The 17,065-nt window shown below is 66.4% G+C and carries 13 protein-coding genes; 12 read left to right on the top strand and 1 reads right to left on the bottom strand.

Translation table 11 applies throughout. The features are described from left to right. The first annotated feature begins 252 nt into the window (after nt 1-252). The 12 genes from EP7_RS23750 to EP7_RS23805 all read left to right on the top strand — a co-directional run bounded on the left by EP7_RS23750 (nt 253) and on the right by EP7_RS23805 (nt 12,842). Nucleotides 253-963, top strand: coding sequence for a cytochrome c3 family protein (locus tag EP7_RS23750; RefSeq protein ID WP_463524676.1), 711 nt, complete (start codon nt 253-255; stop codon nt 961-963). Next, nucleotides 960-3,989 carry a TAT-variant-translocated molybdopterin oxidoreductase gene (locus tag EP7_RS23755; protein WP_463524677.1) on the top strand — a complete coding sequence of 1,010 codons (3,030 nt, stop codon included), beginning with the start codon at nt 960-962 and terminating at the stop codon, nt 3,987-3,989. The genes EP7_RS23750 and EP7_RS23755 overlap by 4 nt, the downstream gene beginning before the upstream one ends. Beyond that, entirely contained in the window at nt 3,964-5,400 is a 1,437-nt protein-coding gene (gene nrfD / locus EP7_RS23760; RefSeq protein WP_463524679.1) for an NrfD/PsrC family molybdoenzyme membrane anchor subunit, read from the top strand. The genes EP7_RS23755 and nrfD overlap by 26 nt, the downstream gene beginning before the upstream one ends. After that, nucleotides 5,397-5,942, top strand: a complete 546-nt coding sequence (locus tag EP7_RS23765) for a DUF3341 domain-containing protein (protein ID WP_463524681.1) — start codon at nt 5,397-5,399, stop codon at nt 5,940-5,942. Before nrfD ends, EP7_RS23765 begins: the two co-directional genes overlap by 4 nt. Before the next feature lie 16 nt (nt 5,943-5,958). Further along, nucleotides 5,959-6,600 carry a c-type cytochrome gene (locus EP7_RS23770; RefSeq protein ID WP_463524682.1) on the top strand — a complete coding sequence of 214 codons (642 nt, stop codon included), beginning with the start codon at nt 5,959-5,961 and terminating at the stop codon, nt 6,598-6,600. Beyond that, nucleotides 6,597-7,784, top strand: coding sequence for a hypothetical protein (locus EP7_RS23775; protein ID WP_463524683.1), 1,188 nt, complete (start codon nt 6,597-6,599; stop codon nt 7,782-7,784). Before EP7_RS23770 ends, EP7_RS23775 begins: the two co-directional genes overlap by 4 nt. 2 nt (nt 7,785-7,786) lie before the next feature. Next, complete coding sequence (locus EP7_RS23780) at nt 7,787-8,293, top strand: hypothetical protein (protein WP_463524684.1); 507 nt, start codon at nt 7,787-7,789, stop codon at nt 8,291-8,293. Next, nucleotides 8,290-9,096: an SCO family protein gene (locus EP7_RS23785; RefSeq protein ID WP_463524685.1), complete on the top strand. Its 807-nt coding sequence runs from the start codon at nt 8,290-8,292 to the stop codon at nt 9,094-9,096. Before EP7_RS23780 ends, EP7_RS23785 begins: the two co-directional genes overlap by 4 nt. 75 nt (nt 9,097-9,171) lie before the next feature. Further along, nucleotides 9,172-10,140: a cytochrome c oxidase subunit II gene (coxB, locus tag EP7_RS23790; protein WP_463524686.1), complete on the top strand. Its 969-nt coding sequence runs from the start codon at nt 9,172-9,174 to the stop codon at nt 10,138-10,140. Then, on the top strand, nt 10,137-11,789 hold the full coding sequence (gene ctaD, locus EP7_RS23795) for a cytochrome c oxidase subunit I (protein WP_463524687.1): 1,653 nt from the start codon (nt 10,137-10,139) through the stop codon (nt 11,787-11,789). The genes coxB and ctaD overlap by 4 nt, the downstream gene beginning before the upstream one ends. After that, nucleotides 11,782-12,543, top strand: coding sequence for a cytochrome c oxidase subunit 3 (locus EP7_RS23800; RefSeq protein ID WP_463524688.1), 762 nt, complete (start codon nt 11,782-11,784; stop codon nt 12,541-12,543). The genes ctaD and EP7_RS23800 overlap by 8 nt, the downstream gene beginning before the upstream one ends. Next, nucleotides 12,540-12,842, top strand: a complete 303-nt coding sequence (locus tag EP7_RS23805; protein WP_463524689.1) for a cytochrome C oxidase subunit IV family protein — start codon at nt 12,540-12,542, stop codon at nt 12,840-12,842. Before EP7_RS23800 ends, EP7_RS23805 begins: the two co-directional genes overlap by 4 nt. Nucleotides 12,843-12,938: 96 nt before the next feature. Here EP7_RS23805 and EP7_RS23810 read toward each other — a convergent pair whose 3' ends face one another. Continuing rightward, nucleotides 12,939-16,919 (bottom strand): DUF6797 domain-containing protein, encoded by a 3,981-nt coding sequence (locus EP7_RS23810; RefSeq protein WP_463524690.1) that lies wholly within the window; start codon nt 16,917-16,919, stop codon nt 12,939-12,941. Between the last annotated feature and the right edge of the window lie 146 nt (nt 16,920-17,065).

Here is a 17,065-nt window from a genome sequence, read left to right on the forward strand (position 1 = left end):
GGGCCAGCGGGAAACCTGCTCTCCGACGGAACATCGGGGAATTCTGCCAACTGTATCTTCTCAATCGATTTGTGTCGTCGTCGGGGGTCCCGAGGTGCCCCCTGCAGGCGAGTTTCAAATGCTCACGAAGTTGGCTGGCGTGAGGCTTGCAATGAGTGGCATGATGAGCGTCGGGGAGAAGCCTCCCGAGACCTCAGGATGGCCGCGTGACTCTCGGTCATCCCGCCCCGACTGTGATGGTAGGATCACTCGATGTCGCAGCTCTTCCACCCCAGAACGAACACGTTCTCACGCTTGAGCGTGTTTGGTTCCATCTTCTTCGTCGGCGGGGTCCTGTACCTCGGCTACGTCTTGGTCCGCTCGCCCTACCAGACCGAGGTGGGGATCGTCCGAGACCAGCCCGTGCCGTTCATGCACAAGCACCACGTCGCGGAGCTGGGGATCGACTGCCGGTATTGCCACACTCAGGTCGAGAACGCCTCCAACCCCGGCATGCCCACGACCGAGACGTGCATGTCGTGCCACTCGCAGGTCTGGCTGAACAGCCCGCTGCTCGAGCCAGTGCGGGCGAGCTGGCGAGATAACAAGCCGATCCAGTGGACCAAGTTGCACGATCTGCCCGATTTCGTGTACTTCAACCACGGGATCCACGTCCAGAAGGGCGTCCGCTGCACGACTTGCCACGGCGACGTCAGCGCGATGGCCATGATGTACAAAGACCAGCCCATGACGATGCAGTGGTGCCTGGAGTGCCATCGCGACCCGCTGCCCAGGACAGGCCCCCTCAAGGATGTCTTCGCCAACGGCCCACCGCCGGGGCCCAGGCCCGTCACCAAGAAGGCGGACTACGCCGACGCCAGACTGTTCGACCGGTATCTGTCGAACTCAGGCAAATCGGCGATCCAGAAGGCGCAGGATCCGCATTTTTCGGGGATGACCAATTGCTCGACGTGCCACCGATGAACATCGTGACGAACCCAGATGAAACGCTGGACCTCGACGCGGTCCGCGCCCGTCTCGCCGGCGTCAAGGGCCAGGCCTACTGGCGTTGCCTGGATGAGCTGGCCGACGCCCCCGCGTTCGCCGAGACCCTGCGCCGCGAATTCCCCGACCGGGCCGACGAGTGGGCCGACGGGACGAGCCGGCGCCAGTACCTCCGAGTCATGGGCGCTTCCATCGCGCTGGCCGGATTCAGCGGGTGCGGCTTCGGCAACAACAGGACGGAGAAGCTCGTCCCTCCCGTCCGGCAGCCCGAGTCCGTCATCCCCGGCGCCGCCCAATATTTCGCCTCCTCTTTGACGCTGGGGGGCTATGCCACCGGCGTCTTGGTCGAGAGCCACGAGGGCAGGCCGATCAAGGTCGAGGGGAATGACCAGCACCCGGCGAGCCTGGGCGCGACGGACCTCTTCTCGCAGGCATCCGTGCTGTCGCTCTACGACCCGGAACGCTCGCAAGTCGTGCTCCGCGAGTCGGCGATCAGCACCCTGCCGAACTTCCTGTCCGACCTGGGCCGGGCCCTGGAAGCCCAGAAGCCGAGCAAGGGGGCGGGCATCCGCCTGCTGACCGAGACGATCGGCTCTCCCACGCTCGCATCGCAGATCAAGGCCTTCCTCGACCTCTATCCGGCCGCGAAGTGGGTCCAGTATGAGCCCGCGTATCGGGCCTCGGAGCGGGCCGCGGCGATCCTCGCGTTCGGCGAGGACGTCGAGTCTCGGTACGACCTGTCTAAGGCCGACGTCATCCTGGCCCTCGACGCCGACTTCCTCGGGCAAGGGCCGGCGGCGCTTCGTTACTCCAGGCAGTATGCCGAGCGTCGGACCCCCTCGGCCAAGATGAGCCGCCTCTACGCGGTCGAGTCGACGCCGACGGGCGTCGGGGCGGTCTCCGACCACCGGCTCGCCCTGAAGCCGAGCCTCATCGATGCCCTCGCCCGCGCGGTCGCCGCCGGGCTCGGGATCGAGGGGGTCCAGCCCGGCCCCGCGGCGGCCGTCGAGGACCACGCCGCCTGGGTTACCGCGCTGGTCAAGGACTTGAAGGCCCACAAGGGTTCCAGCCTGATCATCCCCGGCCCCGGACTGCCCCCCGCGGTGCACGCCCTGGCCCACGCGATGAACGACGCCCTGGGCAACGTCGGCTCGACCGTCACCTATGCCGAGCCCGTTGCGGCCCGATCCGACGACCAGGCTGCCGGCCTGCGTGATCTCACACGCGAGATGGACGCCAAAGCGGTCGACCTGCTGGTGATCCTGGGTGGGAACCCGGCCTACACCGCGCCGGCCGACATCCCCTTCGCGGCGGCCCTCAGGAAGGTCCGGCGTGCCGTCCACTTGAGCCTTGAAGAAGACGAGACTTCCGAGCTCTGCCGCTGGCATGTCAACGCCTCCCACGAGCTAGAATCGTGGGGCGATGCCCGTGCCTTCGACGGCACGGCGTCGATCGTCCAGCCGCTGATCGCCCCGCTCTACGACGGGATCTCGCCCTTCGATTTCCTTGCCGCGTTGTTGGGCCGATCCGCCGTCACCGGCCGCGATGCGGTCCGCGAGTTCTGGAAAGGGAAGAAGCTCGGCGGAGAGGCCTTCGAACCCGCCTGGGAACGGGCCGTGCACGACGGCCTGATCGCCGACTCCGCCACGCCGGCCAAGGCGGTGACGCTCAAGGCCGAAGCCGCCAAGGTTGCCGCCACCTCGGGCGCGGTCGATTCGCTGGAGATCGTCTTCCGGCCCGACCCGACCATCTGGGATGGCCGGTTCGCCAACAACGGCTGGCTCCAGGAATTGCCCAAGCCGCTGACGAAGATCACCTGGGACAATGCGGCGCTGATGAGCCCCGCCACCGCCGGCCGCCTCGGACTGAAGAACGAGGAGCAGGCCGAGCTGACTTACCGGGGCCGGAAGGTGACCGCCCCCGTCTGGATCACGCCGGGCCATGCCGACGGTTGCGTCACGGTCCATCTCGGCTACGGTCGCCGCAAAGTTGGCAAGGTCGGCGAGGGGGCGGGCTTCAACGCTTACAGCCTCCAGACGTCCGACTCGCCACACACCTCCCCCGGGCTGGAAGTGAAGGGGACCGGAACGACGTATCCGATCGCCTGCACGCAGACGCATCGGGGCCTATCAGGCCGCGACCTGCTGCGGACCGGCACAATCACGGAGTACCTCGCCAAGCCCGACTTCGCCAGGCGGCACGCCGACGAGATGCCCGCCGATGAGTCGATGTTCGCCCCCTACCCCTACGAAGGGAACGCCTGGGGACTGACGATCGACCTGAACCGGTGCACGGGCTGCAACGCCTGCATCCTGGGCTGCGTCTCGGAGAACAACATCCCGGTCGTCGGCAAAGACCAGGTGATGACCGGCCGCGAGATGCACTGGATCGAGATCGACCGGTACTACACCGGCGAAGACGCCGACGTGCCCGAGTCCACCGAATTCCAGCCCCGCATGTGCATGCACTGCGAGAACGCCCCGTGCGAGCTGGTCTGCCCCGTCGCTGCGACCTCCCACAGCGCCGAGGGGCTCAACGAGATGACCTACAACCGGTGCGTGGGGACCCGATACTGCGGGAACAACTGCCCGTACAAGGTCCGCCACTTCAACTTCCTCGAATACAATCCCCCTCGCCCATCGAGCCTGACGATCCTGAGCAACCCGGACGTGACGGTCCGGTCGCGCGGCGTCATGGAGAAGTGCACTTACTGCGTGCAGCGGATCAACGGGGCCCGGATCCTCGCCAAGGAGGACGGCCGCGAGATCCGCGACGGCGAGGTCGTCACGGCCTGCCAGGCGGCCTGCCCCACCCGGGCGATCACCTTCGGCAACATCAACGACAAGACCAGTGAGGTCGCCAAGCTCAAGGCCGACCCCCGGAGTTACGGCATGCTCGCCGAGTTGAACACGAGGCCCCGCACCTCCTATCTGGCGCGGGTCCGCAATCCCAACACCGAGATCACGCCGGAGGCGGGCCATGACCACCCTACCCACCTCGGCTGAGGAACCAAACGGGCTTCACCCCGTGCTGGCACCCGGGCATACCCTGGGCACAGTCACCGACAAGATCAGCGAACTGGTGCTCGCCCGGCCCCTGAACTGGCGCTGGATCACCGGTATCACCGTCGGCTCCTCCTTGCTGACGCTGCTGCTCGTCTCCGTGGCCGCCGTGCTCGCGAATGGGATCGGCGTCTGGGGCCTGAACAGGCCCGTGATGTGGGCCTTCGACATCACCAACTTCGTCTGGTGGGTCGGCATCGGCCACGCGGGCACGCTGATCTCGGCCATCCTCCTGCTGCTCAAGCAGGAGTGGCGGACGAGCATCAACCGGTTCGCCGAGGCGATGACCCTGTTCGCGGTGGCCTGTGCCGGCCTCTTCCCGCTGCTGCATATGGGACGGCCCTGGCTGTTCTACTGGCTGATGCCGTACCCCAACACCATGGCGCTCTGGCCCCAGTGGCGCAGCCCCCTGGTCTGGGACGTCTTCGCCGTGTCGACCTACGCGACGGTCTCGCTACTCTTCTGGTATGTCGGCCTCGTCCCCGACCTGGCGACCCTCCGGGACCGGGCGAGGAACCGCTGGCTGAAGTTGATCTATGGGATCTTCGCCCTGGGCTGGCGGGGCTCGGCCAAGCACTGGCATCGCTACCGGACCGCCTACCTGCTGCTGGCCGGCTTGGCCACGCCGCTGGTCGTGTCGGTGCACACGGTCGTGAGCCTGGACTTCACCGCGGGCATCGTGCCCGGCTGGCACTCGACGATCTTCCCGCCCTACTTCGTCGCCGGTGCGATCTTCAGCGGCTTCGCCATGGTCTTGACCCTGGCTATCCCGCTCCGAGGCGCCTTCGGGCTGCACGACTTCATCACCCAGCGCCACCTGGACAACATGGCGAAAGTCATGCTGGCCACCGGCCTGATCGTCGCCTACAGCTACACAATGGAGTTCTTCTTCGCCTGGTACGGCATGAACATCTACGAGTACCAGCAAATCGTCGTGGAACGCCCGACGGGCCCTTATGCCCCGTTCTGGTGGGCCCTGATGACCTGCAACATCCTGATCCCGCAGGCGCTCTGGTCTCCCTGGGTCCGGCGCAACGTGCTGCTGCTCTGGGTCATCTCGATCATCGTGAATATCGGGATGTGGCTCGAGCGGTTCCTGATCATCGTCGTCAGCCTGCACGCGGATTACATCCCCGCCTCGTGGCGGATGTTCTATCCGACGTTCTGGGACTTCTCGACCTTCCTGGGCACCATCGGCCTGTTCATCACGCTCCTCTTCCTCTTCATCCGGGTCCTGCCCGTGATCGCGATGGCCGAGATGCGTGAGCTGGTCCATGAGACCCAGGGACATAACGGCGGCGCCCACGCCTCGGGCCTCTCGACGCCGACACCGACGCCGGGGGTGGAGTCATGAAGCCGATCCCGCACCCCGATCTCTACGGCCTGATGGCCGAATATCACGAGACGGGCCCGCTGCTTGAGGCCGCCCGCAAGGCCTACGCCGACGGCTTCCGCCGGATGGACGCATTCAGCCCGATCCCCGTGGAGGGGCTCGCCGAGGCCATCGGCTTCGAGCGGAATGCGTTGCCGAAGGTCGTCTTCGCCGGCGGCCTGATCGGCTGCTTCGGCGGGTTCTTCATGCAGTGGTACTCGGCCGTCGTCGACTACCCGCTGAACATCGGCGGTCGGCCCTTCAATAGCTGGCCGGCGTTCCTGCCGATCACGTTCGAGACCACCGTCTTGTGTGCGTCGCTGTCGGCCGTGTTCGGGATGATCGCCCTGAACGGCCTGCCCAAGCCCTACCACCCGGTCTTCAATGTCGAGAGCTTCGAGCTTGCGTCCCGCAGCCACTTCTTCCTCTGCGTGCAGTCGGACGACCCGAAGTTCGACCGGGTCGCGACGCGGGCGTTCCTCGAAGGGCTCGGGCCGGTTGCCGTCCACGAGGTGGGTTTCTGACGTGGGGAGATCGCCGGTGATCAAGGTCGAGGAGAGTTCAAGGCCCCCCGCCCCCTCGGCGGCGGGTGCCGGGTTGCTGCCCGGGCGCGCGTGCTGCGTCGCGGTCGCTGGCCTCATCCTGGCCAGCCTGGCCGGCTGCCATCGCGACATGTACGACCAGCCCCGATACGACGCCTACTCCGAGAGCACGTTCTTCAAGGACGGGACCTCGTTCCGCCCCCTCGTCCAGGGGACCATCGCCCGCGGCCAGCTCCGCGAGGATTCGCATCGGTACCGCGGCAAGGACGCGGACGGGAAAGAGGTCAAGGAGTTTCCCTACCCCGTCACCGAGGCGGTGATGGAACGCGGCAGGGAGCGTTTCATGATCTTCTGCTCCCCTTGCCACGGGGCCAGCGGCGACGGCCTCGGCATGATCGTCAAGCGCGGGATGTCCCCGCCCCCCTCGTTCCACATCGACCGGCTGAAGCAGGCCCCCGAAGGGCATTTCTTCAACGTGATCTCCAACGGCTACGGCAAGATGTACCGCTACGACTACCGCGTCCCCGTCGACGACCGCTGGGCCATCATCGCCTACGTCCGGGCCCTCCAGTACCGTGGTGAGGCCAAGGCCGACGACCTGCCGAAGGACGTCCGTACCCGTCTGGAGGCCAGCCGATGAGCGGCCCGACCACCGGACTCGCCCCCTCGCTCCAGCGTTCGCGCAACATCGCCCTGCTCGCCGGCCTCGCCGGGATGCTCGGTTGCGGGATCGGCTACGCGGTCGACCCGACGCAGACCCTCCGTTCCTACCTGGTCGGCTACTGCTTCTGGACCGGGATCGCTCTGGGCTGCTTCCCTTTGATCTTGATCCATCACCTGACGGGCGGTCGCTGGGGCTATGCGGTCCGCCGCCCCCTTGAAGCCGGCGCGTTGACCATCCCGCTGATGGCCCTGCTGTTCGTGCCGCTGGCGCTGGGTATCCGGGCCATCTATGGCGCCTGGGCCGACCCATCGCAGATGGCCCACCATGCCGTGGTCCTGGCCAAGAAGCCTTATCTCAACGAGGCTTTCTTCCTCCAGCGGTCGGCCGGCTACTTCGCCTTCTGGACGATGCTGGCCCTCTGGCTGAACCGGCTCTCTCGCCGGCAGGACAACCCCGCGACCGAGGCGGGGGCCTCGCGCTGGCTGGGCACGTTCAGCGGGCCCGCCCTGCTGCTGCACGTCTTCGCCGTGTCGTTCGCGTCGGTCGACTGGATCATGTCGCTGGAGCCCGAGTGGTACTCCACGATCTTCGGGCCCCTCTGGATGTCCGGCCAGGTCCTGACCGCGTTCGCGTTCATGATCCTCGTCGTCGCCCCCCGGCGCGACGAGATGCCCCGGCCCGATCTGACCGCACCCGAACCTCTGAACGACCTGGGCAACCTGCTCCTCGCCTTCGTCATGCTCTGGGCCTACGCCAACCTCTCGCAGTTCCTCATCATCTGGTCGGGGAACCTGCCCGAGGAGATCCCCTGGTATCTGAAGCGAATGAAGGGGGGCTGGGAATGGGTGGGCGTCGCCCTGATCGTCTTCCAGTTCATCCTGCCGTTCCTGGTCCTGCTGCACCGCGAGAATAAGCGGAGCCCCGCGCGGCTGGCGCGGCTGGCGAGCCTGATCGTGGTCATGAACCTGCTCTCGACCTACTGGCTGATCGTCCCGTCGTTCACGCCCGGCAAGTTCACGCTGGCCTGGCAGGCGCCGGTCGCGGTCGTCGGCATCGGCGGGATCTGGATCTCGGCGTTCCTCTGGCTGCTGGGCCGGACGCCCGTCGTGCCGGGTAACGCCCCCGAGCCCGAAGCCCATCACCACGAGGGGGCCCACTGAGCATGAGCCACCAAGGACACTCGCCCGACCATCTCGGGCACGACCAACCAACACTTGCCCAGGCGGTCGCCAACTACGAGTCGACCGAGATCCGCCTGAGGCCGCTGCTGATCTTCGTCGCCGGCCTGTTCGGCTCGGTGGTCCTCGTCCTCCTCGTGGTCCAAGCTCAGTTCGCCTTCTACGTGAACGACCAGAGCAAGGGCCAGGTGACGCCGATCCGCCACGACCTGCCCGCCTTGACCGACGGGCCGCCCGTCGAGCCGAGACTCCAGGAGACCCCCGAGCTGGACATGGATGCCTTCCGTGCTGAGGAGGCCACCAAGCTCTCGAAGCTCGGCTGGGTGGATCGTCCCAAGGGTATCGCCGAGATCCCCATCGACGACGCCATGAAGCTCCTCGTGCAGAAGGGGCTCCCGGTACGAAAGACGCCCCCCCCGCCCGAGGGCGAGAAGGCACCGGGGACAAGGACCGGCCGCCCCACCGGGGTGGCGCCGAAGGGGACTCCATGAACGTTCCAACACTCTTCAGGGCCTTCGTCCTCGCCCTCGTCTTCTTCGCGCCGGCGAGGGCCGAAGACCTGCGCAAGCGGGTCGGCCTCGACCAGCTCCTGGGCGCCCAGTTGCCTGCGGACGCCTTGCTGAAGGACGAATCGGGGGCGGACGTCCGCGTCGGCCGGTTCTTCGGCCCCCGGCCGTTGATCCTGACGTTCGTCTACTTCGACTGCCCGATGCTCTGCAATGAGGTCACCAACGCCGAGTTGCGCACCTTGCGGGCTCTGAACCTCAAGCTCGGCCAGGATTACGACGTCTTGACGATCAGCATCGACCCGGAGGACACACCGGAGAAGGCACGGGCCCGCAAGGCCCGCTACCTGAACCGGTACGACCTGCCGGGGGCCGATGTCGGCTGGCACGTCCTGACGGGCGGCGCCGAGGCCTCGCGTAGGCTGGCCGAGTCGGTCGGCTTCCGCTACACCTACAACAAAGAGACCCGGCAATTCACCCATGCCGCCGGCCTGATGGTCCTGACGCCCGACGGCAAGGTCGCACGCTACTTCTACGGACTCAGCTACCCGCCGAGGGACGTGCGGCTGGCCCTGACCGAGGCGTCGGAGGGCAAGCTCGGCTCGCTCACCGACCAGATGCTCCTCTTCTGCTACCAGTACGACCCATCGACGGGCCGTTATACCCTGGCGATCCTGAACCTCGTGCGGGTCGCCTGCGTGGCCACCGTCCTCGCCCTGGCCGCCTTCATCTGGAAGGCGACCCGGAGAGATCGGCCGAGGGCCGGGCCGGATCCAGCCTTCACCTGAAACCCGTCCGGCCGCCGCGGGCCTCGAACCAGAACCACCGACACCCGATCGGACTATCCCGAGCCAAGATCTCCCATGTGGAATTTCCCCTTCCTGCCCGATCAGGCCTCCGAGCAGGCCAACCAGGTCGACGGCGTCATGTACGTCCTGCTCGCCGTGACGGCCTTCTTCACGGTCCTGATCGCCGGCCAGGTCATCTTCTTCGGCATCAAGTATCGCGCGGGCTCCAAGGCCAACCGCAGCGGGCGTAAGTCGACCAGCCACAACCTCGAGGCGTTCTGGATCGGCAGCACGTTCATCATCTGCGTGGTCATGTACATCATCTCCACGCACGTCTTCTTCCAGATGTACAACCCGCCGGCCGACGCCTCCGAGATCTACGTGGTGGCCAAGCGCTGGATGTGGTACCTGCAACATCCCGAAGGCCGACGCGAGCAGGACGAGCTGCACGTGCCGCTGGGCAAGGCGATCAAGCTGGTCATGACCTCCCAGGACGTGATCCACAGCTTCTACGTCCCGGCCTTCCGCGTGAAGCAGGACGTGCTGCCCGGCCGGACGACGGCCCTCTGGTTCCGGCCCACCAAGGCGGGGGCGTACAACCTCTTCTGCGCCGAGTATTGCGGCAGCGACCACTCCCGGATGATCGGGACCGTCTACGTGATGGAGCCGTCCGACTACGAGCGTTGGCTCACCGGCGGCCCCGAGAGCGGCGGCCGGGTCTCGATGGCCTCCGCGGGCGAGCAGCTCTTCCAGAAGAACCACTGCTCCGACTGCCACTCGCCGGCCGGCCAGCCCAACCGGGGCCCGACCCTCGTCGGCCTCCACGGCGGCAACGCGCCGATTCAGCAGAAGGGTGGGAGCGTGTCGATGGTCAAGGCCGACGATGCCTACATCCGCGAGTCGATCCTCGACCCCCGCGCCAAGCTCGTCGCCGGCTTCGAGCCGATCATGCCCAGCTTCAAAGACCAGATCAGCGAGCAGGACTTGTTCCAGATCATCGCCTACATCAAGTCGCTCGGTAAGGGCCAGGAGGGGGGACGATGAGCGGGACACTAGTCGAGCCGCACGCACATTCCGGGCATCGGCCACCCGAAGAGGTCGAGAACTACATCGCCGCCGAGCACTCGGTTCGGTCGTGGCTCCTGACCGTCGACCATAAGCGCATCGGCATCCTCTACATGGTGTCGATCACGCTCTTCTTCTTCATCGGCGGCGTGATGGCCACGCTGATCCGCCTGGAGTTGATGACCCCCAAGGGGGACATCCTCAAGAGCGCCGACGAGTACAACCGGCTGTTCACGCAGCACGGGATCGTCATGATCTTCTTCTTCCTCATCCCGTCGATCCCGGCGGTGCTGGGGAACTTCCTGATCCCGCTGCAGATCGGCGCGAGGGACCTGGCCTTCCCCAAGCTCAACCTGCTGAGCTGGTACATCTTCATCATCGGCGGAGCCATCTCGCTGGGCGTGATGGTCACCGGCGGCGTCGACACCGGCTGGACCTTCTACACGCCGTTCAGCAGCATGTACTCGAACACCAACGTGATCGCCACGGCGATCGGGGTGTTCATCGTCGGCTTCTCGTCGATCCTCACCGGCCTGAACTTCATCGTGACCATCCACACGATGAGGTGCCCCGGGATGACCTGGGGCCGGCTCCCCCTGTTCTGCTGGGCCACCTACGCCACCAGCCTTGTCCAGGTGCTGGGCACCCCCGTGCTGGCCATCACCATCGCCCTGCTGGGCCTGGAGCGACTGCTCCACGTCGGCATCTTCGACCCCAAGCTGGGCGGCGACCCGGTGCTGTTCCAGCACATGTTCTGGTTCTACTCGCACCCGGCCGTCTACATCATGGTGCTGCCCAGCTTCGGGGTGCTCAATGAGATCATCCCCTGCTTCTCGCGGCGGCCCATCTTCGGCTACAAGTTCATGGCCGGCGCCATCCTGGCCATCTCCATGCTGGGGTTCCTCGTCTGGGGCCACCACATGTTCGTCAGCGGCCAGTCGATGTACGCCGGGATGATCTTCGCGATCCTCAGCCTGCTGGTAGGCATCCCCTCGGGCATCAAGGTCTTTAACTGGACGGCCACGATGTACAAGGGGCAGATCATCGGCAAGACGCCGATGCTCTACGCCCTCGGCTTCGTCGGCCTGTTCACCATCGGCGGCCTGACGGGCCTGATGCTCGCGTCCCTGGCCATCGACGTCCACGTGCACGACACCTACTTCGTCGTGGCCCACTTCCACTACATCATGGTCGGCGGCGCGACGATGGCCTACCTGGGCGGGCTCCACTTCTGGTGGCCCAAGATCAGCGGCCGGATGTACCCCGAATTCTGGGGCAAGGTCGCGGCGATGATCATCTTCGTCGGCTTCAACCTGACCTTCTTCCCCCAGTTCCTGCTCGGCTACCTGGGCATGCCCAGGCGCTACTATGAGTACCGGCCCGAGTTCCAGATCCTCCACGTCATGTCGACCGCCGGCTCGTCGATCCTCGCCGTCGGCTTCGCCATGCCGCTGGTCTACCTGATCCTGTCGCTCTGGTACTCGCCCAAGGCCCCGGCGAACCCCTGGGGCGCGACGGGCCTGGAATGGACCACCCCCTCTCCTCCGCCCCCCTATAACTTCGAGACCACTCCGATCGTGACCGAAGGCCCCTACCAGTACGATCATGACGAGGTGGCCCATGCATGAGCCCGTGGCCACTTCCGGCGTCGCGTTCGACCTCGATGACGTCCCCCTGGCGCATCACTTCGACACCCCCGAGCAGCAGCACCAGAGCGCCGTGCTCGGGATGTGGGCGTTCCTCGCCACCGAGGTCATGTTCTTCGGGGGCGCGCTGACGGCGTATGCCGTCTACCGGACCCTCTATCCCAATGAGTTCGCGGCCGCCAGCCAGCAGCTCAGCCCCGCGCTGGGCGCCTTCAACACCGTGATCCTGCTGGGCAGTTCGCTGTCCGTGGCGTTGGCCGTCCGCTCCTCGCAGCTCAGGCAGCGGCGCGAGACCGTCGCCCTGTTGCTGATCACGATGGTCCTGGGCGTCGCGTTCCTGGGCATCAAGGCCTACGAGTGGTCGACCGAGTTCAGCCACCACCTCGCCCCCGGCGCGAGCTTCCATTACGAGCCCACCGGGGAGCACGGCGGCGGTGGCCAGGCGCCCGTCAAGATGACGGTCACGGACCTCTCGGCCGTCGGCGCGCACGCGCTCGATGCCAACAAGGTGCAGATGTTCTTCGTCTTCTACTTCTTCCTCACCGGCCTGCACGGCTTCCACATGATCATCGGCCTGGTGATCCTCGGGCTGCTGGCCTCGATGATCGCACGGCGGAAGCTACCGGCCACGGGGGAGCGGCCCGTCGAGATCACCGGACTCTACTGGCACTTCGTCGACGTCGTCTGGGTGTTCCTCTACCCCCTGCTTTACCTTATCGAAGTGGTCCACCCATGAGCGACCAGCACGTCCTGCCCATCCGTACCTACCTGATCACCTTCGTCGCGCTGCTGCTCCTGCTCGGTGCGGCCGTCGCCGCGGCCTACATGCCGCTGGGCCAGTTCCACCTGGCCGTCACCCTCTCGATCGCGGCGATCAAGGCGATGGTGATCATGGTCGTCTTCATGCACCTCAAGGATAGCAGCCGCCTGACCTGGGTCTTCGCCGGCGGCTCCTTCGTCTGGCTGGGCATCATGCTCACCATCACGATGGCCGACTATCTCTCTCGAGAATGGCTCGTCATGCCCGGCAAGTGACCCGATCCGGTCGCTTCTTCCATAAAAAATTGCCGCCGTCCCATCGCGAAAGCCGCGATGGGACGGCGGCATTTTTGTTGATTCGCAATCCCTCGATCAGCGGACGATCAACTCGCCGTTCATGACCATCCAGTGCCCCGGGAAGGTGCAGAGGAAGGGGTAGCGGCCGGGCGTCTCGGGGGCCTTGAACGAGATGCGATACCGTTCGTTCGGCTCGACGATGTCGGTGTAGACGAGCACATCGTCGGTCTTGGGGATGTACTGGCGTGATGCGGCGTCGGGATCGCTGATGATCTTGTTCACCAGGTCGCCCACGGCGCGAAGCGTACCGGGCTTCAGCAGGGCCCAGTTGTGGGGCACGGCGTCGGGGTTGATGAACGTCAACGCAAGCGTCTCGCCGGGCTTGGCGGTCAGCGTGCTGGGCAGGTAGCCCAGGTTCTTGCCGGCGGTGATCTCGATCGACCGGGCGCCCTCGATCTTGGGCTTCCAGGGGTTCGGCGTCGTCTTGCCGAGGCGGGCGAGGTCGGCCAGGATCGGGTGGGCGGCGACCGGCCTGTCGACCGGCTTGTATCCGGGGAAATCGCGGAACTCCGGGGCCATCGCGTGAACCGTGGCGAAGAGGTCGATCGGGTCGCCCCGATCCACCCTCAGGTGGAGTTGCAGCACATTGACCGGCTGCAACTCGGGGATCTCCAGAAACAGAGAGCGGCCGTCGGGAAGCACCGTGGCCGATCGGATGCTCAAGGTGTCGTGGCCCTGCACGCCGACGTGACTGGGGGAGTATTCCAGCGAGCCATAGTTGGGCGAGTAGCGGTAATTCCAGGCCTGGGCGAACTGATGAGGGGCGTCCTCGGCGGCCGAGGCATCCAGCGGCCGGCTGAACGTGAGCTTGATCCCGTTGCGGTGGGCCCTGATATCGACGGGAAGCTGCACGGGGTCGCCGGTGTAGCGGACCCGCTGGAAGGAGCCGTCATCCGGCGTGTAGGTCCCCCACCCGCCCATGCCCGAGACATAGAGCTGTCCGTCCTTGGGGTTGAACCGGCCGCGATGGGCCCCCGAGCGGAACTCGCCGGGCAGCGGGACGACCGCCCCTTGCGGCTGGCCCTTCACCTCGTCCTTGAGCACCAGGAACGCCGTCCCCGAGCCGAACGAGAAGTGAATCATCCGATTGCGCAGGGGCCCCCAGCGATCGTCGTCGGGCACCGAAACCTGCCCGCCGCTGGAGTTGTCCATCCCGCGAGGGAGGTAGACGAGGGGTAGATCGGGGACACGTCCCTCCTTGGGCCCGCCGAAGCCGTAATGACCGCCGGGGCGGATGAGGTTGATGGCCGAGGCCGGGGTCCAGTCCCCTTCTGAGGTCGGGACCGTCACCGACCCGTCGGCGGCCAGGCCGATCCCGTCGGGGTTGCGGAACCCGGTCGCCAGGACCTCCACGGTGCGGCCATCGGCCGAGATGCGCAGGGCTCCTTGCTTGCTGGACGCGGTGTAGAACCGCCCCGCCGCGTCGCGTTGAAGACCGCAGATGAAGTCGTGGCCCGAGGTCGACGTGAAGTAGGCGTTGCTCAGGCACTCGTAGAAATCGGCTTCGCCGTCGTCATTCAGGTCGTGCAGCCGGGTGATCTGATCGCGGCCCAGGACGTGCGCCAGGCCGTCGACCACGATGAGGCCCAGAGGCTGATGAAGGCCCGTGGCGAACCGCCTCCAGCGGACCTCGCCGAGCGTGTCGTCCAGGCCGGAGACATGCCAGACGTCCCCCTGCATGGTGGTGATCAGGGCCGTCCCATCGGGCAAGAAGTCGTGATCGCCGAAGAAGAGGGGCGCCTTCCAGGGGTTGTCGAACGGCGGCTTGATCGTGTCGATCGCGTAGGGCCGGGCTTTGCCCAGTTCACCTTTGGTCGTCAGCACCTGCGGCCAGCGGGCGGGGCCGCCCGCCGTCAGGGCCTTCAACGGATGCGAGGCGGCGGGCCCGACGACCCGCTTCAGCTCGCCCCCTTCGGCCCAAGGAGCGTCGAGATACTCCGTCTCGCCGAGCTTGTAGGAGAAGAGCACGCGATCGCCGTGGCGATAGAACCCCCGATAGGTGAACGGTCCCTGCGGCTTCTCGCCCCTCGGCATGGAGAGCGACTTCCCGTCCAGGGTCAGGCCGCCCAGGAATCCGTGACGGGTCGGGCTGAACTTGACGAACCCACCGCTCCAGGTTGAGTCGTAAGTCAACGTCTCGGGGTTGAAGCAGGCGGCCAGCTCACCCTTCTCGCCGAGGCGGACGCAAATTCCCTTGGGAACGGTCAGGCCGTCCGCGCCGTAGAAGACCCCCGAGAGCACCCGCCCGAGGTCGGCGTCATTCCAGCGCCCGTCCTTCCAGGCTTCCTCATTCTGATTGCCCCAGTGGCCGTCCTTGCCGCCGTCGAGACCCGGGAACGACGCGAGCAAGGGGGGCCTGTCGGCCTGCTGGGCGAAGAACTCCGCCTGCTTGGAATAGAAGTCATAGAGCCGGCCGCGATTGACGGGAAGTGTGGAGTCGGGCCGAAGCTCGGGGTGAATCGGGGCCCGCTCGTAGGGAAATTCGGCGGGCCCGTGGCCGTGCTTCATCATCGCGGCGACCCGCGGATCGTTCGCCTTCCCCTGGTCCAGCAAGAACCGGATCAGGTCGCGTCTCTGGTCGGGCGGCAGGGCGGCGACCAGGCCGTCGGGCATCAGGCTGCCGACCTCGCGCAGGTCCTCGATCTCGGCCTTGGCCAGCCGGACGTCGACGCCCGTCTTGGCGTCGCGCAAGACCAGCTCGGTTGCGGTCTCCTCGCGTCGATAACCCTGGATGACCCGGCCGTCGGCGGTGGCGACGACCGTGGCCGCGTAGCCTTCCTTCACCTCGCGGTTGGGCCAGAGGACCGCCCCGGCGATCTGCTCGGGCTTCAGGCAAGCCCCGACGGTCGTCAACGAGGGGCCAACCTCGCCACCAACCTCGCCCACCTTATGGCAAGTCTGGCAGCCATAGCGGGCATTCATGAAGACCAAGGCCCCGCGAGCCGCGTCGCCGTGCTCCTTGGCCTCGGCCACCAGCTTCGCAACGACCTCGGCCTCCTGCTCGGTCGTCGTCGAGGCCTGGCCGGGCGGCGGGGTGTAGGTCCTGGGCTTCGGCCGAGGGCCGGGCGGCGTCCCGTCGAGCTGTGGGACGAGCCAGTCGAGGCCGTCGAGGTTGTCCTTGAGGCGTTGCTCTGCGTCGTCCTGGGTATGGCCCAGGATGCCGATCGGCCCCGCATAGCCGCTGTCGACGATCGTCTGCATCAGCCCAAGGTCGAGCGACCCTTGCCCCAGCGGCAGGATCTTCTTGTCGTGCTTGTCCCCCTCGGGCTCCATCCCGTTGAGGTTCAAGGTCACCAGATAGGGCTTCAGCTTGGCCAGCTTGGCGGCGAACCCGTCGAGATGGTCATGCCCGTGATGCTGGTTGTAGACGATCCCGGCGTCGGCAAATCCCATCGCACGCAGCCGTTCGACGATCACGATCTGATTCTCGGGCTCGCCGAACCAGCCGCCGTGGTTATAAAGCGCGATCGAGCAGCCGGCCTCCTTGGCCGCCGCGGCCAGCGGGGCAAGCTTCCCGACGGCGGCCTCGACCCGCCGCTCCTGCTCGGTCCCCGTCACGCGGTCGGCCCCGAAATCCAGGAGCACCCAGAGCCTGCTGCGAACCCCATTTCGCTTGAGAACGTCGAGGATGTTGCGGGTATCGGCGTTCAGCTCGCCGGAGGCCCAGAAGGCGTCGAGAGCGACCCCCCGACCCTTCAGCGCCGCGATCTCAGCATCGAAGGTGGGGACGTGCTCGGCACGCCAGTCATAGGCGAAGTGCTTGAACCCGAGCCTGGCCAGCATCTCCGCGCGGGCCTCGGGGCTGCGCTTCTGCGAGTCGAACGGCACGATGCACCAGGCAATCAGGTTCTCCCGGCCGAAGAGCCGCCTGATCTGATCGGCCCGTTCCGCCTTCGGATCGGCCGCCTTGGCCTCATTCAACCGGGCGGCCCCGCAAGCCAGCCCGCCTAGCGTCACCAGTCCGACCAGAAGCCGCGTCATCCTCGAACGAACCATTCGAATGGCCCCCGCAAGACCGAAACCCAGCGAAACTCGCACGCTCATTCGCACCGTGCGGCGATCGGGGGGCTTCCGGCCCCGCGTCACCGCGACCGCGCCTTCGCGGCAAAACATCCCAGGAAGGCGACCCCTCGCCCCTCCCT

The sequence above is a fragment of the Isosphaeraceae bacterium EP7 genome (assembly GCA_038400315.1).
Classification (GTDB): domain Bacteria; phylum Planctomycetota; class Planctomycetia; order Isosphaerales; family Isosphaeraceae; genus EP7.